This is a genomic window from Paenibacillus agri (assembly GCF_013359945.1).
GTDB lineage: Bacteria > Bacillota > Bacilli > Paenibacillales > Paenibacillaceae > Paenibacillus_AQ > Paenibacillus_AQ agri.
Genome location: NZ_JABWCS010000196.1, coordinates 64,747 through 86,032 on the forward strand (window position 1 = coordinate 64,747; position 21,286 = coordinate 86,032).

The following is a 21,286-nucleotide window of genomic DNA, read 5'->3' on the forward strand; positions in this document are numbered from 1 at the left end:
GCGGCACTCTTTGTGTTAATTTGCAGTCTGCAGAATGAACTTCTCGATGACATGCTTGACGCCGTCCTCGTTGTTGCTGAGGGTGATGAAATCGGCGATTTCCTTCAGTGCCGGAATGGCGTTATCCATAGCTACGCCTAGGCCTGCTGCTTCCAGCATCTCATGGTCGTTCCAGGAGTCGCCGACAGCGATCGTCTCGGACAGATCGCATCCGAAATGGCCGGCCAGGAATTCCAGAGCCAAGCCCTTGGTACCTTCATGATGCATGATTTCCAGGAAATAAGGTTTGGATTTGGTGATGTGCACGGTATCTCCCAGCAGCTCACGCAGAATTGGCGCCAGCTCATCCAGGAAATCGGGATCGTCGATGATGAGCATTTTTGGTGTTTTTTCGGGTACCAGCTTCTCCCAGTCTGGTTCGATGTAGTAACGGGTATTGTTCAAAGCGGAGTAGTCGATCAGCTTCTGGTTCTCTTCACGGGCATACAGTTTATCATCAATGTAAGTTTGCAGATGCAAGTTATGCTCCACACAGTATTCGAACAGCTTGCGAACGGCATCCTGCGGAACATAACGTTCATACAATACATTTTCGTCGAGCAGGTTCTTCACGAGTGCACCCTGGTACGTAATGATCGGCACGTTAAGTCCGGTCTGGCGGGCAATGGCCTGGGCCGACGCATACGCGCGTCCAGTGGCTAGTGTTACTACTACGCCTGCGGCAACAGCTTGTTCGAGCGCTTGCTGTGTGGCCGGGGTAACTTCCTTGTCATCATTAATCAGGGTGTCGTCAATGTCGATCGCAATCAATTTGTACATGGATGGTTTCTCTCTCCTTATTTCTTTCTGGTTATAACAATCAGATCAAATGGGTACTGATGCCTGGCATTGAAAGTTGTCTTATAGAGTAAGACAAGTTGTCCAAATTGTATCCTAAAACAGGAGTAAGAACAAGCCAAAACTGCCGGAGAACCTTTATGGAACAGGACATTTCAGGGTTCGTGCTGGACAAATTGACAGGGTCTTGGTATACTTCGATAACCGCACATTTGTTCTCATTTACATCTTGGAAAAGGGGCGGTTCTCATATGATGGGCAAATCCCATTTAATCATTAGCACCGGGGTTACCCTGTCGGTTATGAACCTACTTGGCTATGAGATTACCATTCCGGCCATTGCGGTGGCGGCGGTAAGCTCGCTTATGCCAGATATTGATGAGCCTAATTCATTATTGGTTCGCAAGGCTATTCCTGAGTTTGTACTGCGGATTCTTCAGGTAGCGCTGATCGGCGCAGCTATTTATCTTTATTTTGCCGGTCTGGCTCAGCCGCCTTGGAACATTGCTTTGGCTCTACTTGTTGGCAGTGTTTCTTTCCTGCCGGGACGCAGACTGAGGCATCTTGTCATGATATTGATTGCCGTGGGATTGGTAGCATTCGCAGATGCCTATGATCCATGGAACTATATCGCGGCCTGCATACTCATCGTGTCATCCGTTGTCCCGCATCGTGGGCTAACGCACACGCTGTACGGCGTGGCCGGATGGGGCGCTCTGCTGTATTTCGCTTCCCTTGGCATGAATGACGGCGGCAGCCTGTGGATCGCTGGAGGACTGTCCTATGCACTGCATCTGTTAGCAGACTCTGTTACTCAGCGCGGGATTACCCCGCTGCCGCCGCTACCCTTCAAGCTACGTCTGAGGCTGATGAGCACTGGCACGAAGAAGGGCAGTGCAGTAGAGAATGTCTGTATTTTACTTACATTAGTACTAGTAATCTATGCTTTCATTCTTTCTCCGTAAGGAACTACGGGTCCGCAGCGATATTGCTGCAACAATACATACAATCAATAAGGCTCTTTCGCTGCGCGGTGCAGTGATAGAGCCTTATTGATTTGTTTTATAAGTAAGGAATCTATTCTTCCAGGAAAACCAGTCCGAAGAACTCCTCCGGTTCAATCCGTCCGAAGTAATGCTTCAAGTCCAGCTCCGCGAGCGCTTGTCTGACCTCGACCTGCTCGTAACGTTTGCCGCGAAGTGCATTCTCGACGTCTACCACATCGCCAGCACCGAAGAAGTCGCCGTAAATTTTAATATCCTTGATGTAGGAATCTTCAATATCCATCCGGATGTCAATGATTCCAGCAGGGAACTTGCGCGTGTGTTTAACGTTGCTTTTTGGTGACAACCCGTAGTTCCAATCCCAGTTCTGGTAGTGCTCTTTGGAAATTTCGTTGATCTTCACCCAGTCATCCATCTCGAGCTTGTACTGTGGCACCTCGGAAGGCTCCATCCCAAAGATTGAGCGCAGCAGACCGCTGCGGAACTCTTCAATTGTCATATCCGTCCCTAGCAGATCTTTAATGTTGGCTACACGGCTGCGGACTGACTTTGTACTTTTCGATTTGAACTTCTCCGGATTAACATTCAGCGAAGCTTGTACATCCTCCAAATTAAGGTCGAACATTAGAGTGCCGTGGCTGAACATCCGTCCGCGTGTGGAGAACTGGGCATTCCCGGAGATTTTTTGCTCCCCGACCTGCAGGTCGTTCCGTCCGCTGAGCTCGGCATTGACGCCCATGCTCCGCAAGTAGTCGATGACCGGCTGCGTGAACTTCAGGAAGTTAAGGAAAGACTCGCCGTCATCCTTAGTAATGAAGCTGAAATTAAGATTGCCGAGGTCATGATAGACCGCTCCGCCGCCAGACAAACGACGAACAACCTGGATGTTATTGTCCTTCACGTATTCCTGATTGATCTCTTCGATCGTATTTTGATGCTTGCCGATAATGATAGACGGACTGTTGATATAAAAGAGCAAATAGCTCTCGTCCATTGGCAAATGCTTGAGCGCATATTCTTCAATCGCGAGATTGATGGATGCATCCGTAATCCCCGTGTTATCGATAAAAAGCATGGCTTGTTCCTCCGTTGCAGCATGATTGAATACAGCCTTTATTTTAAACCAAAAGCAGGGATTTCACAAAAAAATCCCAAAGCTGAATCCAATGAAATCCATCCGGCGGGCTGAAAACCATTTGACGGACTTCCGGCTCTGGCGTAATAATGAGGGCATTGGCTTACACGATGAAGGAAAGGGCGAGGAGAGCATGAGTGATACCACAGAAGCTAGAGTAATGAGTGAAGCAAGAGTAGGAACTGTCGCTAGTACAGTAAAGTCGCCTTTTATGAATGAAGAGAACACCTCAAAATATGACTCTCTGGTCTTTCCAGGATTGACTCTGGAGCGGAAGGAAGACCATTTGCTGCTGGCATTCCCATCCGAGGTGGACGGACTGTCGAGTGCTGTATACGGCGGAGGCATGATTCGTCTGACACGGGCAGTGAACCTGTTCGTCAACCAGGACTACGAATGCAGTGATCCGGTACGGGATATGGAGAACAAGCTGCGGGAATGGGGTTATCCAGCAGCGGGCTGCGCAGGGCTGATGACAGCCGTGCCACTGGAGCTTGCTGCGATTGCTGAAGAAGATATCGGCTCTGCTGCGATCTTCTGCTGTGTAACGTCAGCAGCGGGCAATGCTGCCCGTGCCGGAGTAGTGCGCCCTGTGCTGAAGGCTTACCGGGCAGGTACGATCAACATCATGCTGGGCATTGACGGGCAGCTGTCGCCTGCCGCGATGGTTAATGCCGCAATGACAGCCGTTGAAGCTAAGGCAGCCGCTCTGGCCGATCTCGGAATCGTCGACACCGAGAATGGCCTGACCGCGACGGGTACGCCAACAGATGCTATTGTGCTGGGCGTGAGTCAGAGCAGGCGATACCGCGCTGAACATGTCTACGCTGGCACAGCCACCGATCTGGGCGGTGCGATCGGACGTCTGGTCTATGGAGCAGTTACGACTAGCCTGCAATCTATGCAGGCAAGGAAAGACGGATAAGAGAACTAGAACCGCTAAGAACCACGACTGGATGAAAAATCCGGGGCCGTGGTTCTTTTTTTACCCTGCTAAGTGTGCCATGATAGCTATGGGGGCGATGATGGATGTTTCAGGATTTCAAGCTCATTGCCGGACGACCGGTATATATACAAATCAAAGACTATATGAAGCACTTAATTATAAAAGGTGCGCTGCAAAGCGGCCAGAAGCTGCCGTCCACCCGTGAGATGGGCGTGCTGCTGCAAGTCAGTCGCAACTCTGTAATCGCCGCGTATGAGGGGCTGGAGGACGATGGGTTTGTCTACGCCATTAAAGGGCAGGGCAACTATGTAGCCTCTACTGCACCTGGTACCGTTACTGTTTCTTCCCGCACCATGGACTGGAAGAAACATCTGAACGATCACGCCATGCTGGCGGAAGAACTGGATATTATGAAGCGCGGTATTCGCGCAGACAAAGGTACGATTTCTTTTACCAGCATCGCACCGGATGAGAGTCTGTTCGATCTGGACAATGTAAAGCGGGCCTTCATGGACCGTATGGCCGTAGAGGGGAATGTCCTGTTGAACTACGGCTACGCCAAGGGCTACAAACCGTTGATTGATTATTTGCACCAATATATGGAGCACAAAGGCGTGGATATGCAGGGCAAGGACATCCTGATCACCAATGGTTTCACGGAAGGTTTCAATATTGTGCTGTCTGCCCTGAACCGGAAGAGTGGCCAGGTCCTGACCGAGAATCCCACGCATCACACAGCGATCAAGAATCTCAAACTGCACGGCTTCGGGATCAAGGGCATTCCGATGGAACGGGACGGCATTCACCTGGGTGAACTGGAGAAGGCATTAGATGAGGGAGAGTATGATTGTGCTTACTTCGTGCCTTCGTACCATAATCCGACCGGGATTGTCATGTCTCCTGAGAAAAGACAGGGCCTGATGAAGCTGATGGCGAGATACGATATTCCGGTAATTGAGGATGGTTTCAATGAAGAGCTGCGTTATTCGGGTTCACATGTATCGCCGCTGATTGCCACGGCTGGTGCAGGCAACAGTGTGATTTATCTTGGAAGCTTCTCCAAAGTGCTGTTTCCGGGGCTTCGGGTAGGCTGGGTGCTGGCCGATCAGGAACTGATCTATTATCTGGAGAGTCTTAAGCGGGCACAGACCATTCATACTTCTACTCTGGATCAGTCGATCCTCTATCAATATTTGTACAACGGCAATCTGGAGAAATATTTGAAAAAAGCCAGAGCGGAATATAAACGGAAATATGAACTGACCTTGGAATGCTGTAAGCAGCATGTTCCGTACCAAACGTTGACGGGCGACGGGGGAATGCATTTGTTCGTGGCATTTGCAGAGGGCTTTAGCACAAGAGCTTTGCTTGAGGCGTGCCGTGAGCAAGGGGTTATTTTTACGGCAGGCGAGATGTTCTATACCGATGGCGGCGGGCAGCATACGATGCGGATCGGCTTCTCCCGCGTGGCGGATGAGGATATTGTCAAAGGAATCGAAATCATTGGAAGAACGGCGCGGCAATTAATGGGATGAAGGGGTGCTGGTGATGAAGGTTGGCGTGATTATGGGGGGCATTTCTTCTGAAATTGAGGTGTCGTTGAACACAGGCAGAGAAATGATGAATCATCTGGATCGTAATAAATATGAGGTGGTTCCGGTTGTATTCAATTCACGTGAGGAGCTTTTAGAGAAGGTCAAGGGGCTTGACGTTGCTCTGTTGGCGCTGCATGGCGCTTACGGGGAGGATGGAACGATACAAGGAACGCTGGAGACATTGGGCATACCTTATACGGGAAGTGGTGTGCTGGCAAGCAGCCTGTGCATGAATAAGGATCTGTCCAAAAAAATCCTCCGTTATGAGGGAGTCAACACACCCGACTGGTTGTGCTGGGACAGTATGGACGATTTTTCACCGGAAGCTGTGGAGCGTTTGGGTTATCCCGTGATGGTGAAGCCGAATTCAGGCGGTTCCAGCATCGGAATGGAAAAGGTGAACGATGAGCAGGGACTGCGAGGAGCGGTGCGGAAGGCTTTTACCAGTGACCCCGATCAGTCGATCCTGATTGAACGGTATACGGTGGGCCAGGAGATTACCTGCTCCATCTTGAACGGAGAATTTCTCCCCGTGATAGGCATTACTTCGGCGTCTTCGGAATGGTTCGATTATAGTGCCAAGTATGAGGTAGGTGGGGCGCAAGAGGTCGTGATCACCCTGCCGGCAGAGCTGGAGCAGTCGGTGCGCAGAGCAGCAATGACCTGTTACAAGGCGTTGAAATGCAGCGTGTATGCCCGGGTCGATATGCTGTTGATGGACGGTGTGCCTTATGTACTGGAGGTCAATACCTTGCCTGGGATGACAATGACGAGTCTGCTTCCCAAAAGCGCAGCGGCAGCCGGACTGTCATTCAGCGCATTATTGGATCGTATTATCAGCTGTTCCCTGACGGAACGCAGCAAGAACAAGGGGGTGCCGGTACATGTTGAATAATTGGATAGCGCCTCGCGTACAGGACATCCCGCCTTCCGGAATACGGGCGTTCTTCGAACTCAGTGCCGGCAGCGAGGATATTATCTCGCTGGGTGTAGGCGAACCGGATTTTGTTACCCCGGAGCACATCAGAGAAGCTTGCATGGTGGCGCTGAGTCAGGGAGCGACGAGATATACGCCGAATGCGGGCTTGTCTGAGCTAAGAGAGGAAATTGCTCATTATTTGCAAAATAACTTCAATCTGCGTTACGATCCTGCAAACGAAATAGTAGTCACTGTAGGCAGCAGCGAAGCGCTGGACCTGGCGCTGCGGGCGTTCACCGCTCCAGGAGACGAAATTCTTCTTCCTTCTCCCAGTTATATCGCTTACTCGCCGATTGCCTATCTTAACGGCGGTACATTGGTAGAGGTGGAATCGAAAGCGGAGGAAGGTTTCAAACTGACTGCCGAGGCGCTACAACGGGCAATTACCCCGCGTTCCAAGCTGCTGATGCTGAATTATCCGAACAACCCGACAGGAGCGATTATGACTGCCGAGGACTGGCAGCCGATTGCGGAGATCGTGAAGGCGAACAACCTGTTGGTCATCTCCGATGAAGTCTATGCCGAATTGACCTATGACCGGAAGCATGTCAGCATTGCCTCACTGCCGGGAATGCAGGAGCGGACCATTGTACTCAGCGGATTTTCAAAAGCATTCGCCATGACTGGCTGGAGAATTGGCTATGCCTGCGGCCATCGAGATCTGCTGGCAGCCATGCTGAAGATCCACCAATATACAGCCATGTGTGCCCCGGTGCTGGGACAGATTGCTGCAATTGAATCCCTGCGCCATGGCCTTGAGGCTATGAGCGAGATGAGAGAAGTGTACCGGCAGCGCCGGGAGCTGCTGGTGAACGGATTCCGGTCGATCGGAATGCCTTGCCACGTCCCGGAAGGCGCATTCTATGCTTTTCCAAGTATCGCGCACACCGGGCTTGATTCCGAGACGTTTGCGCTGCAGCTATTGAAAGAAGCCGGTGTTGCAGCCGTACCCGGATATGTATTTGGATCGGGAGGAGAGGGGCATATTCGCTGTTCTTACTCAGTATCCACAGAGCGGTTATGTCAGGCGCTGGAGCGGATGGAGAGCTTCATGAAGGTGAAGATATAATTGTGTTATAGGACGGCTAATGGGTATGCCAGACAGGCGACTGTGGGAAGTCTGGTAATATTTAAGTGACTACTACTAATGATAGGGGTGTACCCTTTATGCCAAAAAATACACAATCCAGCTCTGGCAAAGACGGGGCTGGTGAGCAGCCGGAATCTGACTTTCCCGCCAGTCTGGCCAAGCCGGCACAGCGTGCACTTGCGGGAGCGGGGTATACTTGGCTTGAGCAACTGAGCAAGTTTACCGAGAGCGAGCTTTTGCAGCTGCATGGCATGGGTCCCAAGGCGCTAGGCCAATTGCGTACGGCACTTGCTGAGAAAGGGCTGTCGTTTGTGAAAGGTTCCTGAGACTGGATAGTTACGACGGCGAAACAGCTTAGAAAGGCAAACAGCAAAAAAAGGCTGCCGGACATCAACCGCAGCTTGACGTATACAAGCAAGCCCCCGTCTATTATCAGACGGGGGCTTGTCACATTTTAAGAATACACAGGTTAGATCTTAAATTGCTGCACGGCTTGTTGCAGCTTTGTGGCTTGCTCGTGCAAATGCTGCACTGTACGGGAATGACCTTCGAGCTCGGCGCTTTGTCGCTCGGAATTCCGAGAAAGTGTATTGGCATTAGCCTGCGATTTTGCAGTAATCTGCGCAGTTTCTTCTACGGAGGCGCTGACTTCCTCACTTCCAGCCGAGATTTGCTGGGTAGCTGCCGACACAGACTGAATACTTTGGTCGATGCTTTGAATGAGGATCAACAGATGACTGAATGCATTTCCAGCTTCTGCAACCTTGCCGACGCCGGAGGCTACTTCCGAGTTAACGTGGTTCATCTCTGCGACAGAGCGATTCATATCCTCTTGCAAACCAAGCAGGAATTCACGAATCTGATCGGTAGCTGTCCGGGATTGCTCCGAGAGTTTACGTACCTCTCCGGCTACCACGGCAAAGCCGCGTCCATGCTCTCCGGCCCGTGCCGCTTCAATCGAAGCATTGAGGGAGAGCATTTGAATCTGCTTCGTGATCTCTGTAATACCCTGCACCACTGAGCCGATTTGGAGGGAACGTTCATTCATAATCTGGAACTGACCCAATGACTGCTCGGAAGCCCGTTCGACCTGGCGCATCTGTTCAACGGCTATTTGGGCAATTTCATTACCGCCAAGCGCTTCGGCTGAGGCTTCGCTAATCTGTTCCGTAACTTCTCCTGCTGCGGAGGCGATATGCTGGATACTGTAATTAATCTCTTCCATAGCCCGCGAGTTGTCCTTCGCGCTGTGGGCAATGGATGTACTGCCTCTGTCAATCTCGATGACGGACTGGGCGGACTGTTCGGCCATGCCGTTCAGGACCTTCACACGCTCTTTGAGGTCATTGGAGTCTTCGACAACCGTACCGGAAGTCTCCAGAACCTGGCCGATCATTTCTTTGAGGCGGTTGGACATGGTCTGGAAGCTTTCGGAGAGCTGTCCAACTTCATCGGTGCCTTTTATAGTCAACTCCTGGGTGAAATCACCCTGCGCAAGCTTATTACTATACGTTGCGAGCTGTGTTATAGGACGTGTAATCCGCCGGCTCATAAGCAGGGCACCGGTCATGCCGATGATAAGGACCACCAAGGTAATTCCTGCACTAGTCCAGAGGATGCTGTTCATTCTTTCTGTGATAAAGGCTACATCAGAGCTTACGCCGACAACCATCGGACTGCCTTTAATAGCGATGTAAGCTGTTTTATGTACACCGTAATCGTCATTATAGATATCGCTGAGCGTCGTTTTTTGGTTCTGGAAGGCCTGTTCCATAGCCGGAGTCACCTGCAGGGTGTCTCCTGTCTTAATCTTGGAGCCATGATCAGCGGCAAGTACGGTAGCTTGACCGTCGTTCAGACTCGCCAAAAAGATCGTCTCTACATCATGTTGGTTGCGTTTGTCCTTGAAGTAGTATTCGATATTGGTAATTGACTGCTCATTCTTGCCTAGCGCCCGCTGGGCATGGGTAGAATTGATGTTCTTGTATACATCCTGGACAGCTCCCGTCAATAACTTGTTGATCTGCGGCAGTACATAGCTCTCGAACGTATTAGTCGATATGAAATAAAAGCTTACACTTAACAAAAGAGACGCGAGCAACAGGACGACAAACAACAAGCGCGTGAATTTACGGCTAATCGAGTGCTTGAAACGAAACATAGGGTTCTCTCCTTTTCTCTGATATGCCTTTCTATCCCAAGCCTGATGCCTTTTTATGTATGGATAGCTACGATAACTCCGTGAGTAGGGTCGTATATCAGGTTAATACTATCGCTCTGGTGGGATAAACACACATAGTTGATAACTATTTTATATAATTAACCTGCGGTTGAATAGTGAAAAATTTGATTTTCTCTTTATTATTTTCTGAAAAAAGATAAAAAAAGTGTCGAAACTTCTAACATTGATTAGAATTGGGTGGAAGAAAGAGGATTCGTGCAAAAAATCAAAATATTCTGGTGTCTTTGGTTCGGTTATGGTAGAGTATTTATGTTTTGTTCCGAAAATCCGGAACCGCGGTTCGTAACCATCCCGCGTAAACAAAACTAGGAGGAGTTAAAAGAAGATGTTTAATTTATGGTGGGGGATTCTCTTTGTCCTCGTCAATTTTGTGTTTTTTCTGCTGTGCTACCGATTATTCGGCAAAAAAGGGATGTATGCCTGGGTTGGGGTCGCCACCGTCATTGCCAATATTCAGGTCTCCAAAACCATTTCCATGCCACCAGGCATTGTCATGACTCTTGGCAACACCATGTATGTGACGCTGTATATGGCGAGTGATCTGCTCAACGAGAAGTATGGGCGGGTCGAGGCACGGACAGCGGTATGGTTTGGCTTTTTCACCCTGATTACGACGACGGTGATCATGCAGATGGCGCTGGCGTTCACGCCGCAGGAGAGTGATATCGCCCAGTCTTCACTGGAGACGATCTTCGGAATGATGCCACGGCTTGCACTGGGCAGCTTGGTAGCTTACTTCGTCAGTCAATTCCTGGATGTACGGCTGTATTCGTGGATTCGCAAGTATTATGGCAGCTCGCGCCAGCTCTGGATTCGCACCAACGGCAGCACGATGGTGAGTTCCTTTGTGGATACGCTGATCTTCTGTACGATTGCTTTTGCCGGCATTTACGACTTGAAGGTATGGACAGAGATTCTACTGACCACTTATATTATCAAATTCTTGCTTACTGCAGCAGGGACACCGGTATTGTATATCGCCCGTACGTTTACTTTTGCGGAGGATAAACCGACTATGCCAATCCCGGAGACTTCCGATACGAAGGCGACTACCGCTTAGAAGATCCAGGAGATCTTATAGAGCAAGTTATTGTATTTTAAAAAGAGCACGTCTCCGCATTTGGAGACGTGCTCTTTTTAAATGTACGCCCAATTTTCCTTGGTCAAGGGCGATTGAAGGCGCTAATTAAAGATGAAGTACAGTCAGAGCCTTAGGGAAGCTGGTCAGTGTCTGCGCACCATTTTCACTGACGAAGACATCGTCCTCAATGCGCACACCACCTACGCCTGGCACATAAATGCCCGGTTCTACCGTAAAGACATTGCCTACTTCAATGATATCTTCATTGAGGCCGTGCAGTGAAGGATATTCGTGAACATCAATGCCGAGGCCATGGCCGACACGATGTACGAAGTACTCCCCGTACCCGGCAGCTTCAATGACTTCACGGGCAGCGCGATCCACAGAACCAAAGGTTGCGCCCGGTATAGCAGCGGCAATCCCCGCTTCATTGGCTGCAAGTACGGCATTGTAGATGCCTGTCAGCTTGCTGTCCGCCTCTTCCACGGCAAAGGTACGTGTGATATCAGAAGCGTAACCCGCAGCATATAGTCCGAGGTCAAACATCAGGAAGTCCCCGGGCTCAATGATCCGGCTACCCGGCTCGCCGTGCGGGAGGGCAGTGTTCGGCCCCGAGAGCACCAGGGTGTCAAAGGCTGGGCCGGAAGCGCCAAGCTTCTTCATTAAATACTCCAGCTCTGCTACCAGTTCGATTTCGCTGACACCGGCCTTGACATGCTTCAGGCCACGACGCAGCACTTCTTCCACCAGCTCTGCGGCATGTTTCATGGCAGCCACTTCTTCAGGTGTCTTCTTCGCGCGCATGCTCCGCAAGAGATGGCCGATATCGCTGAAGCGCTCTGCCGGAACAGCTGCTGCAAGCTGCTCGAATCGGGAGACGGTGAAATGCTCTTTCTCGATACCGACCGCTCTGAGCTTCTTGCCTTGCAGACGCTGGCGAAGTAGGTCATACGGATTATCGGTGTCGCTATGTGTGGCGATATTCTTCACGGAAGAGGCAGCATGAGCTGCTTCAGCATCAAGGGCCGGGACGATCAGAACGGGCTCTTCGCCACGGACCAGAAGTAGTCCAAGAAAACGTTCATGCGGATTACTTGCGAATCCGGTCAGATAGTAGACATGCTTGGGATCGGTGATGAGCAGAGCGTCCAGACCTTCGCTGGTCAGCCCTTGCTCCAGGATTTTCAATACATTGCTCATATTCAATAGTTCCCCTCTCGGTTTTGCGAAGGCATGCTTTCTCCCGTCCGCAAAATGATGTACCATTATATTAAGACAATCGCCCGCAAAAAACCAGAACAGGGGACCGGCCGCGTCTGCCGAATCCAGCCTAAGAGGAGTGAACCCGTATGAAAGGTAAGGTTGTAATCATCACCGGTGCCAATGCCGGTATGGGATTGGCTACAACAGTTGAACTTGCCCGCAAGGGTGCCAGGGTCATCATGGCTTGTCGCAGTCATAAGCGCGGGGAAGAGGCGTTAGTGGCCGCCAGACAGCAGAGTGGGTCGGAAGAGATTGAATTGATGCTGCTGGATCTATCCTCGCTGGACAGCATTCGTAGTTTCGCTCAGGAATTCGCCGCTCGTTATTCTGTATTGGATGTCCTGATCAACAACGCCGGGGTAGTCAGCACGAAGCGCCAGTTGACGGCTGACGGGTTTGAGATGGATCTTGGCGTTAACCATCTGGGACATTTTCTGCTGACCAACCTGCTGCTGGAGCAGCTTCAAGCGGCAGAGCAGGGGCGGATCGTCGTGGTGGCTTCCGGTGCCTACAAAATCGGATCGATGCATTATGAGGACCCGACATTGTCGCGGGGCTTCAACCTGGCGAAGGCTTACGCCCGCTCCAAGCTCGCCAATATCCTCTTCACCCGGGAACTCGCATTACGCTTGCAGGGGACGCGGATTACCGTCAATTCGGTACATCCCGGCGCAGTGGGTACGAGCATTGGGGTGAACCGGGAGACCGGCTTTGGAAGCTCAGTGATGAAGCTGATGTCTTATTTCTTCCTAACCCCGGAGCAAGGTGCGGACACCGCCCTTTATCTGGCTACAGCTCCGGAGTTGCGCCAGGTTACGGGAGAGTACTATTACCGCCGGAAGATTAAGGAGCTGTCGCCAAGAGCGACGGACTCGGCGGAAGCTAAGCGGCTCTGGCAGTGGAGTGAAGAACAGGTCGGCTTGTCCTGACCGATTTCAGTAATAGTATGAACCAATTGCCATTCATGGCGGACAGTGTATTTTTAGTGGAGGAATGAAGATATGGAGTGGCAGAACTATACGATTGAAGATGCCAAGCTCGCCGATTTGGCGGAAATTGTGGACATCTATAACTCAACGGTTGCCGGACGGATGGTGACCGCGGATCTGGAGCCTGTACGTGTCCAGGACCGGGAACAATGGTTCCATGAGCATAACAGCCATCATCGCCCGCTTTGGGTACTTAAGAATAACGAAGAGATCGCGGCCTGGTTCAGCTTTCAGTCGTTCTACGGACGTCCGGCTTACAATGGAACTGCCGAGATCAGCGTGTATGTAAGCGAGAAGTACCGGGGCAGCGGTGCAGGCAGCATTCTGCTGACCCGGGCGCTGGAGACGGCTCCGGCCCTAGGGCTAAAGAATCTCGTTGGTTTCGTGTTTGGCCATAATGAGCCTAGCCTGGGTCTTTTGCGGAAGTTCGGCTTCACGGAGTGGGGGCTGCTGCCCGGGGTAGCCGAAATGGATGGAATCGCGCGTGATCTGGTGATTATCGGCCGCAAGCTGTAATCTTGGAGCACCATACCCGGCTTTAGGCCAAATGCCAAAAGGGAAACCGGCGTTCTCCGGTTTCCCTGCGTCACACTATTATTTCGGTCTCCATCCTACGAAACGTGATTGTGTAGGGTCCAGTGAAGTTCTCTATAGTTAGACAGGAATCAGGATTGGCATTCTCCAGGCTCTATCCAGTCCTCGGACCATTGCTGCAGGTCTCGAATGACCGATTCAAGCGCCCGACCCTTTTCCGTTAAAGAATATTGAATTCTTACAGGGGTTTCGGGAAAAACTTCCCGCAGAACAATACCTTCCTGTTCCAAATCCTTGAGCCGCTCCGAGAGCAGTCTTCCGCTGACGGGGAGCGATGCTTCGATAGTGCTGAAACGCTGTGGTCCATGAAGAAGCTGATAGATGATCAGGCCGGTCCAGCGCTTGCCCATAATATCCATGCTTTTTTGTAACCGGGGACATAAATCTGTGGCTTTCATAAGGCTCACCTCTTATAGTACATTATAAACGAAAAGTCCCGTTACTAAAACAAATTTGAATTAAACGTAGGCTGAAAGGATGATTCATCGTGGCAAAAAAGAAAAGAACCCAAACGCCTCCCCGCGCTGCCGCAGCGGACAGTCCGGCTACATTGAAAGACCTGCTAAGCAGCGATGTGTTAAGCAAGCTGAAAGCGCAGGCAGATGAACTGAAGGCTGAAGAAAAACAGCGTCAGGAAGCGGCCCGTCAAGCGGTGGAAGACCAGCGGAAAGCGGAGCAGAAGCGGCTGGATAATGATTTTGCCCATCTGCTGGAGAACAGTAAACAAGATTGGCACAAGTTCAAATAAACGGCTAAATGCCCAGGGAAGGACACTCGGATGAGTGTCCTTTTTGTGTGTGATGAAAGAGGGGGCGGGGAGAGGGCAGGTGTGGTACTTTTTTCACAGGGATCATTGGAATTCAAGTTATTCGCAGGCAGCAGGTAGATTGGGGGGCCATGAAGTGTCGATTAAGGTCATTAGTTTGGATATGTTTCAAACGCTGGTGAATCTGGATAGGAGTACGATGGGAATGTGGAGTGCGATTTTAGGCGATGACTACAGTGAGGATCAGGCGAATAGTTATCAAGCCTGGTTATTAGAACATTATTATGATATTGCTGGGCAGGTGAGGGGCGACGGGCAGTTCCTGCTGACCAAAGAGATATACAGGCAGTGCTTTACACGGCTCTTCGCCACGCATAATATCCGATTCGAGCCGGAGCAAGCGCTGGATATTCTTGTCCGGGAGCATAAGCAGGCAGAACTATATGAAGAGACAGGAGACTTTATCCGGTATATTCTTGGGAAATATCAGGTTTGCATTGTAAGTGATACGGATCAGGATATGCTGCCTGTTTTTTATACCCGCTATCCTATTCGCCTGTTCGCTTCGGAAACGTATAAATCGTATAAAAATGACCATTCTAACAGACTGTTTCAGCAATTGACCGCACATTATAATGTGCAGCCAGCGGAAATAATTCATATTGGCGATACCGCCTCTGACGTTCTGGGGGCGAAACGCGCCGGAATCCAGGCTTGTTGGCTGAATAGGCTCACCGCTCCCTGGACGCTGGGTAATCATACTGATCCGGATTTTATTATCCAAAATTTAAACGACGCCAGAGCCTTCTTGTAGAATCGTAGAATATCCCAAAGACTCTAAGGCGATACAGAGCGCGAGGCCGGTGGAATAACTGCCACAAACTTGCGTCTGTGGAGTGCAGATTATACAATAATCAGAATTAGTAGGATTCCTGAAAAGAATGGAGCTGAGGACATGAAAGTAGGCGTTGTATCCGATACACACATGACCAGAATGGCCAAAGCGTTGCCACAGGCCCTTATAGCAGAGTTCCGCAAGGTGGATATGATCCTGCATCTCGGGGATTGGGTTGCGCTGGAGATTTACGATATGCTGGCCGAGTTGGCTCCGGTGGAAGGGATTGCCGGGAATAATGATGGTCCGGAAATTATAGAACGTTTCGGTGAACGGAAGATTATCACGCTGGAGGGAGTCCGCATCGGCATGATCCATGGACATACCCCATACTCCCGCAAAGGAACCGATGGCAACGCGCTGCTCGCTTTTGCAGAGGAAGAAGTGGACTGCATCCTGTTTGGCCATTCACATCAACCGCTATTGCGCAGAGAAAATGGTATCTTGTTATTCAATCCTGGCTCACCAACGGACAAGCGGCGAGAGAAGCAGTACTCCTTCGGGCTGCTGGATATTGAAGATGGCAAGATAGCCGACGCCCGTCATGTCTTCTATGACTCCAAGGAATAGGGATAAGAATAGCAACAGCGATGAGGTAAAGATCCAAATTTTGCAGCAATCTATCCATGGGCTATTCGGCAGCCAGATATTACAATTATAGTAAAAAGGCTGTAGCCGGAAAGCAGGGGTATGTGATGCAGAAGAATGATGTACAGAAAATCGTAATTAGGCAAGCTAATTTGGAAGATTTGGAGCTACTCTCTCCGTTATTTGATGAATATCGGGTGTTCTACAGACAGGCATCCGATCTGGACGGGGCACGGGCGTTTCTGGAGGAACGACTGCGGCTTAAAGAGTCTGTGATTTTGCTGGCAGTGGAAGAAGCAGGGGATCAGCGCCGAGCGGCTGGCTACACTCAACTGTATCCGTCCTTCTCGTCGGTATCACTGCAGCGGCTTTGGATCTTGAACGACCTCTACGTGAACGAAAAATTCCGGGGTGCCGGTATAGGCTCAAGACTGCTGGAGTCGGCGCGTGAACATGCAATGAGTACCGGAAGCAAGGGCCTGACGTTAACGACCGCGACAGACAATACTGTGGCGCAGCATTTATATGAATCGAATGGCTACATCAGGGACGAGGACTTTTATACGTATGATCTTTTTTTCCAATAGTAAATAGAGTAAGGAGACTTAATGTGGAGAAGAGCAAGAAACTAGCGGTATTTTTTGACCTGGATGATACGCTGTATGACCATCTGGTTCCCTTCCGGGAAGCGGTGAAGGAGGTCTTGAAGCCTGAGGGAGAGAACTTAGACTTTGCGGATTTATTCTTTAAGGTAAGGCATCACAGCGATCTGCTGTGGCCTCAGTATCTACGTGGGGAAATTCCGCTGGAAGAGACGCGGGTCATGCGGATGGAGCGGGCTTTTGCAGATTTCGGGTTGACGCTTGATCGTGCACAGGCAGCAGAAGTGCAGGCAGCGTACATCGGCCGTCAGTACAAAATCGAAATGATCCAAGGGGTGCGGCAGCAACTGGACCGCTTTATTACCGCTGGTCACACGGTAGGTGTGATTACGAATGGTCCGGCAGATCACCAGATGAAAAAAATTGTAGGTCTTGGTGTGGATCGCATCCTGCCTGCGGACCGGATTTTTATCTCCGATGCCGTCGGGATTGCTAAGCCGGACCCGGAGATTTTCGCCTATGTGAACCGCAAAACCGGGACGACAGCAGAGCAGTCACTGTATGTTGGGGACGCCTGGGATAACGATGTTGTCGGTGCGCTGGGAGCCGGGTGGAAAGTATGCTGGTACAACCCACATGGAAGAGAGCCGCGTTCAGCCCATAAGCCGACACACACGTTCAGTAATTATGAGGAATTTGCCGGGCTGCCGATCCTATAGTATTGCGTGGGGTTCTGGTTTAGTGAGCTTCCCCGTTAGCTTAAAATGTTCCCGTGGTTCGGAGTACACTCGGTCGGTCAGCTCAAAAGTGATGCTCGAAGGAAACAGGGATGATCCAATTTATGCACAAATTATAAAACAAAGGACCTCTGAACTCCACGATTCGTGGAGGATGAGGTCCTTTTCACAAGCTCTAGTTGCACGGAAATTCAATTCTGAAGGATACTAGAGCATAGATCCCGGAGTAGAACAAATTAAGGGCAAATCTGTACCTTAATTTGGAGGAATGGAGTGGTTCTGGGCAATTAAAGGCAAAAATGTATGTTAAAATTCATCAATGGCCCCTTATCTGGTCCTTTCTTGAAAATTAAGGTACATAATTGCACTTAATTCGCAAATGAGGATAGATTTTTTAAATATAAGATACAAGTATGCACTTAATTCCCACTCACCTGTTCCTTCTAGTCGCTGTCCTGTTCACACTATGCTCCACATGCGACGTTTGACGTTCGACGCTCTACATTTGACGCTCGTCAATCGACGCTTGGAGTTCACCGCACCACATAGGACGTTCCGCAATCTACGCGCTCTGCACTCGACGCTCTACATTAACGTTCCGCAATCTACGACCTTGCATTCGACGCGTCCCGCGCTCAAAGCTCATTCAAAGCCTGCCCTCAAAGCTCCACATTTCTGCACACTTAATTAGCAAGAGTGTAGGTAGTGTCTGTCAGGTTCAGTCTGCCTTTGATACCGGACGTGGCATAGATCTTGTTGTCATCGGTAATGAAGAACGCTTCGATCTTCTCTGGCAGCGCCTCGATGAATTTCATGCCTTCGTCCAGACCCATCAGGAAGATCCCGGTTGACAATGCATCTGCATCCATTGCGTTAGGGCTCATGATTGTGATGCTCTTAAGCCCGTTCTGGGACGGGAAGCCTGTGCGCGGGTCGAGAATATGATGATAACGGACACCATCTTGGATGAAAAAGCGTTCGTATACACCGGAAGCATCAATGACCTCGTCCTCAATCTTGATCGTACCTAGTTGTGTTCCACGGCTTTGGTCAGGGTCCTGCAGCCCGATGTTCCACTTCGCACCGCCCGGTTTGGAGCCCAAAGCAATAATGCTGCTTCCGCCTAGGTTGATCATAGCACTTTCTATGCCTTGTTCTTTCAAATAGTCAGCGATACGGTCTGCGGCGTACCCTTTGCCGATCGCTCCTAGGTCGAGCACCATACCTTCTTTGGCCAGCTTGACAGTCTTCGCATTCTCGTCAATGCTTACATCTTTATAATTGGTCAGGCTTGCAGCCTTCGCGATAGCGTCTTTGTCAGGCACCTTCTTGCCGCCACTTCCAATATTCCAAAGGTCAACCAATGGCCCAATGGTAGGATCGAACAATCCGTCCATTTCCTTAGCATATTTAAGGGATTCCTTGATAATATCCAGCGTTTCGTCAGAGACGACAACAGCTTCTTTGCCCGCTGCTTTGTTCACGGCATAGATCTCGCCGCCTTCCTTGGTCCGGCTGAATTCCAAATCCATACGTTCCATCATCTGCTGGATATCGTCCATATTCTTCTGGGCGATCTTGTCTCCAAAAATCTTGATGTTCACGACCGTATCATAAATGTAAAATGTCTGCGACAGGGATTTCGTTCCGTTCTCTTCTACAATCTTGGAACCTTGTCCGTCCGGAGAGGTCGCGGATTCTTTGGTTTTGCCCCCGTTGAACAGCCAGATCCCGCCTGCTAAGGCAACAACAACGATGAGTGCAAGGATCAGCGTCAATTTTTTGTTTTTAAACATGTTCCACCATCCATAAAGTTAGTTTCTTAAACCACATCGCTACTATCATACCGCAGATGGGAAGCGGGTGAAACCATATTTCGAATATAAGAAAGTAATAAATGTTCACAATCTTCTAGTGTTCTTTTGCGCATTAAAAGGCTCCGTAGCCGAAAGTTTCCGGACGGAGAAGTATGTTATTGAAGTTATCTCTAAAGCTGAGAAAGATAGAAAGCATACTCTAAAGGTCTGCTATAGACTTTCTTTTTCGCAATTAAGGATTTGAGGTCATTATATATGCTTTTTTGGGGTTTTCCGTTAAGCTCAATAATCCATAGTTTTTTATGTGTATCCAATACGAAATCCACACTTAATTCTCCCAACGATCCTATATGGTTTTCTGCTGCCTGTGCGGCCTTTACGCTTGCTTCATGGAGCGATTGAAGGACTTTATTCTTTAGTTCCGATGAAAGTAATCGCGGAAGAAGCTCCGTCGCATCTTGAATTCGTTCACACATACTCGTATTAAAGTAATCTTTATAAGCCACTCTGCACGTTATAGCCGAAACCTCCCACTCCCCTAAAATGTTTTTTTGAACAAGGGACCGGATATCAAAATACTGATGATTGACCGGAAACATATCGATTCCTTCCTGGACCATGTAATGGTTATGATGTCCGAGGACGGAGGCTAATTTCTCTTGGATGTTTTCATTCTTTCGGCAAATATATCGTGGAGCCAAGCTGTGCATAGAAATGTGGATGTCCCCATGGTCCATGACTTTTACCCGGTACACAGACTCCCCCTTAACTCCGTAAGTAGGCTTAATGTATATCAATCTGTATTTTTCCAATAGCTCTGATACGTCCGCGTCAGGGTATGAGAAGGTATCCGGGATGTAGCCTTTCAGATCCGATTCTTTTAAAAGATTATAAAGCTCCCATTTATTAAAAAAGTTGATGCTGTTGAAGCATTTATTCTTGCCGATCGCCTTTTCGAGGCGTTGTATGGTTAATAGATTTTTGCTAAAGCAACGGTTATAGACGACATGCGGAAAAGGGAAGGAGTTTTGTTTGGTGAGGCCCTTTTCCAGGCTTAATCCCTTAATACGTTGTTCCTTCCATAGAATATCTTCGGAAGTAAAGGTGTAAAGTTTCAGGTTCAGATGGTGATACCGTTGGTAAAGTGCTAAAGTCTTTTTTCTGCTGCTCCTTTTGGCTACCAGTATTCCTATGAATGGGCGATTCTTCACTTCCAATCACTCCCTTGTCTGCTGCTTCCTTTATATCAAATGCCAATATAGACATTATGGTATGGGACAATAACATAGATGAAAAGTGATTGAGCGAATGTATTGCTTCATTTGCCTATTTTTGAGGTGGATGGGCCATTACCCGTGTGTATGTCACTCATCATTTAATATAATGAATGACATTTGACTATAGGGAGATGAGCGAATTGGGGAGACATATTTGTCCTCCTGGCCCCCCTGGCCCAGAAGGACCGGAAGGAGCACGAGGGATTCAGGGCCCTGTAGGGCCGCAAGGAATTCAAGGTCCCGTAGGGCCTGCGGGAGCAATCGGACCTCGGGGTTTTCAGGGGCAGGAAGGGCCAGCGGGAACGACAGGCGCTACAGGAGCAACTGGAGCTAGGGGACCGGAGGGTACAACAGGACCGAGGGGATTTCAGGGGACTGAAGGGCAGGCAGGCCCAGCGGGAGCGACAGGTGCTACGGGAGCCACGGGACCGGGTGGGCCAGCGGGTGTTCAAGGCGTTCCGGGTATTCAAGGCATTCCAGGTGCTCCGGGTGCCACAGGATCGACAGGGGCGACCGGTGTAACAGGAGCGACGGGACCGGCAGGCGGTTTAACGGGTCCAACAGGAGCAACCGGGATAACCGGTGCAACAGGGATAACGGGGGCGCCAGGATTAACAGGTGCGCCTGGGATAACAGGAGCGACGGGAATAACAGGACCGCAGGGACCAGAGGGTGGAGCGACAGGAGCGACAGGATCAACGGGAGCCGCCGGAGTGGCAGGCCCAGTGGGCCCGGCAGGAGCGACAGGCTCGACGGGAGCCGCCGGAGTGGCAGGTCCGGCAGGAGCGACAGGCTCGACGGGAGCCGCCGGACTGGCAGGCCCAGCGGGCCCGGCAGGAGTGACAGGCT

General features: G+C 50.2%; 22 protein-coding genes and 1 riboswitch. Of the genes, 15 read left to right on the forward strand and 7 right to left on the reverse strand.

All coding sequences use genetic code 11. From position 1 onward, the window contains the following. Positions 1 to 15 precede the first annotated feature (15 nt). Entirely contained in the window at positions 16 to 819 is an 804-nt protein-coding gene (locus HPT30_RS06770) for a Cof-type HAD-IIB family hydrolase (RefSeq protein ID WP_175370667.1), read from the reverse strand. A 269-nt stretch (positions 820 to 1,088) separates the two neighbouring features. On the opposite strand from HPT30_RS06770, the gene HPT30_RS06775 reads away from it, so the two are divergent. Then, positions 1,089 to 1,802: a metal-dependent hydrolase gene (locus HPT30_RS06775; RefSeq protein ID WP_175370668.1), complete on the forward strand. Its 714-nt coding sequence runs from the start codon at positions 1,089 to 1,091 to the stop codon at positions 1,800 to 1,802. Positions 1,803 to 1,914: 112 nt separating this feature from the next. Here the strand turns inward: HPT30_RS06775 and lplA are convergent, their stop codons facing one another. Further along, positions 1,915 to 2,916, reverse strand: a complete 1,002-nt coding sequence (gene lplA / locus HPT30_RS06780) for a lipoate--protein ligase (RefSeq protein WP_175370669.1) — start codon at positions 2,914 to 2,916, stop codon at positions 1,915 to 1,917. 193 nt (positions 2,917 to 3,109) lie between these two features. Between lplA and HPT30_RS06785 the strand changes: the two genes are divergently transcribed. The 5 genes from HPT30_RS06785 to HPT30_RS06805 all read left to right on the forward strand — a co-directional run bounded on the left by HPT30_RS06785 (position 3,110) and on the right by HPT30_RS06805 (position 7,912). Next, entirely contained in the window at positions 3,110 to 3,901 is a 792-nt protein-coding gene (locus tag HPT30_RS06785; protein WP_246316962.1) for an adenosylcobinamide amidohydrolase, read from the forward strand. Positions 3,902 to 4,005: 104 nt separating this feature from the next. Continuing rightward, on the forward strand, positions 4,006 to 5,457 hold the full coding sequence (gene pdxR, locus HPT30_RS06790; RefSeq protein WP_175370670.1) for a MocR-like pyridoxine biosynthesis transcription factor PdxR: 1,452 nt from the start codon (positions 4,006 to 4,008) through the stop codon (positions 5,455 to 5,457). Between the two features lie 13 nt (positions 5,458 to 5,470). Further along, positions 5,471 to 6,412: a D-alanine--D-alanine ligase gene (locus HPT30_RS06795; RefSeq protein WP_175370671.1), complete on the forward strand. Its 942-nt coding sequence runs from the start codon at positions 5,471 to 5,473 to the stop codon at positions 6,410 to 6,412. Continuing rightward, positions 6,402 to 7,565: a pyridoxal phosphate-dependent aminotransferase gene (locus HPT30_RS06800; RefSeq protein ID WP_175370672.1), complete on the forward strand. Its 1,164-nt coding sequence runs from the start codon at positions 6,402 to 6,404 to the stop codon at positions 7,563 to 7,565. Before HPT30_RS06795 ends, HPT30_RS06800 begins: the two co-directional genes overlap by 11 nt. Before the next feature lie 98 nt (positions 7,566 to 7,663). After that, complete coding sequence (locus HPT30_RS06805) at positions 7,664 to 7,912, forward strand: helix-hairpin-helix domain-containing protein (RefSeq protein ID WP_175370673.1); 249 nt, start codon at positions 7,664 to 7,666, stop codon at positions 7,910 to 7,912. Positions 7,913 to 8,055: 143 nt separating this feature from the next. Here HPT30_RS06805 and HPT30_RS06810 read toward each other — a convergent pair whose 3' ends face one another. Further along, positions 8,056 to 9,747 carry a methyl-accepting chemotaxis protein gene (locus tag HPT30_RS06810; protein ID WP_175370674.1) on the reverse strand — a complete coding sequence of 564 codons (1,692 nt, stop codon included), beginning with the start codon at positions 9,745 to 9,747 and terminating at the stop codon, positions 8,056 to 8,058. A 350-nt stretch (positions 9,748 to 10,097) separates the two neighbouring features. After that, a riboswitch (PreQ1 riboswitch) is annotated at positions 10,098 to 10,143 on the forward strand. 10 nt (positions 10,144 to 10,153) lie between these two features. Here HPT30_RS06810 and HPT30_RS06815 point away from each other — a divergent pair. Then, positions 10,154 to 10,888, forward strand: a complete 735-nt coding sequence (locus HPT30_RS06815) for a queuosine precursor transporter (RefSeq protein WP_175370675.1) — start codon at positions 10,154 to 10,156, stop codon at positions 10,886 to 10,888. A gap of 126 nt (positions 10,889 to 11,014) precedes the next feature. Here the strand turns inward: HPT30_RS06815 and HPT30_RS06820 are convergent, their stop codons facing one another. Then, on the reverse strand, positions 11,015 to 12,109 hold the full coding sequence (locus HPT30_RS06820) for a M24 family metallopeptidase (RefSeq protein ID WP_175370676.1): 1,095 nt from the start codon (positions 12,107 to 12,109) through the stop codon (positions 11,015 to 11,017). Positions 12,110 to 12,258: 149 nt separating this feature from the next. Between HPT30_RS06820 and HPT30_RS06825 the strand changes: the two genes are divergently transcribed. Together HPT30_RS06825 and HPT30_RS06830 are read left to right on the forward strand one after the other, a co-directional pair. Next, the gene (locus HPT30_RS06825) at positions 12,259 to 13,101 is read left to right on the forward strand and encodes an SDR family oxidoreductase (RefSeq protein WP_175370677.1); all 843 of its coding nucleotides are present in this window, start codon (positions 12,259 to 12,261) and stop codon (positions 13,099 to 13,101) included. 72 nt (positions 13,102 to 13,173) lie between these two features. Continuing rightward, positions 13,174 to 13,677 carry a GNAT family N-acetyltransferase gene (locus HPT30_RS06830; protein ID WP_175370678.1) on the forward strand — a complete coding sequence of 168 codons (504 nt, stop codon included), beginning with the start codon at positions 13,174 to 13,176 and terminating at the stop codon, positions 13,675 to 13,677. Between the two features lie 149 nt (positions 13,678 to 13,826). On the opposite strand, the gene HPT30_RS06835 is transcribed toward HPT30_RS06830, so the two are convergent. Then, positions 13,827 to 14,153 carry a winged helix-turn-helix transcriptional regulator gene (locus HPT30_RS06835; protein ID WP_066373172.1) on the reverse strand — a complete coding sequence of 109 codons (327 nt, stop codon included), beginning with the start codon at positions 14,151 to 14,153 and terminating at the stop codon, positions 13,827 to 13,829. A gap of 89 nt (positions 14,154 to 14,242) precedes the next feature. Between HPT30_RS06835 and HPT30_RS06840 the strand changes: the two genes are divergently transcribed. The 5 genes from HPT30_RS06840 (at position 14,243) to HPT30_RS06860 (ending at position 17,325) form a co-directional block, all read left to right on the forward strand. Further along, positions 14,243 to 14,503, forward strand: a complete 261-nt coding sequence (locus tag HPT30_RS06840) for a YqkE family protein (RefSeq protein ID WP_175370679.1) — start codon at positions 14,243 to 14,245, stop codon at positions 14,501 to 14,503. Between the two features lie 154 nt (positions 14,504 to 14,657). After that, complete coding sequence (locus HPT30_RS06845; RefSeq protein WP_175370680.1) at positions 14,658 to 15,335, forward strand: HAD family hydrolase; 678 nt, start codon at positions 14,658 to 14,660, stop codon at positions 15,333 to 15,335. A gap of 141 nt (positions 15,336 to 15,476) precedes the next feature. Next, positions 15,477 to 15,986, forward strand: a complete 510-nt coding sequence (locus tag HPT30_RS06850) for a metallophosphoesterase family protein (protein WP_175370681.1) — start codon at positions 15,477 to 15,479, stop codon at positions 15,984 to 15,986. Between the two features lie 149 nt (positions 15,987 to 16,135). Further along, on the forward strand, positions 16,136 to 16,591 hold the full coding sequence (locus HPT30_RS06855; RefSeq protein ID WP_376767000.1) for a GNAT family N-acetyltransferase: 456 nt from the start codon (positions 16,136 to 16,138) through the stop codon (positions 16,589 to 16,591). Positions 16,592 to 16,614: 23 nt separating this feature from the next. Continuing rightward, the gene (locus HPT30_RS06860) at positions 16,615 to 17,325 is read left to right on the forward strand and encodes an HAD family hydrolase (RefSeq protein WP_175370683.1); all 711 of its coding nucleotides are present in this window, start codon (positions 16,615 to 16,617) and stop codon (positions 17,323 to 17,325) included. Positions 17,326 to 18,026: 701 nt separating this feature from the next. Here HPT30_RS06860 and HPT30_RS06865 read toward each other — a convergent pair. Together HPT30_RS06865 and HPT30_RS06870 are read right to left on the reverse strand one after the other, a co-directional pair. Then, positions 18,027 to 19,139, reverse strand: a complete 1,113-nt coding sequence (locus tag HPT30_RS06865) for an FAD:protein FMN transferase (RefSeq protein WP_175370684.1) — start codon at positions 19,137 to 19,139, stop codon at positions 18,027 to 18,029. A 191-nt stretch (positions 19,140 to 19,330) separates the two neighbouring features. Next, positions 19,331 to 20,371: a YheC/YheD family endospore coat-associated protein gene (locus HPT30_RS06870; RefSeq protein ID WP_175370685.1), complete on the reverse strand. Its 1,041-nt coding sequence runs from the start codon at positions 20,369 to 20,371 to the stop codon at positions 19,331 to 19,333. Positions 20,372 to 20,577: 206 nt separating this feature from the next. Between HPT30_RS06870 and HPT30_RS06875 the strand changes: the two genes are divergently transcribed. Then, positions 20,578 to 21,286: collagen-like domain-containing protein (locus HPT30_RS06875; protein ID WP_512699064.1), on the forward strand; the 709-nt coding region annotated here is incomplete at its 3' end.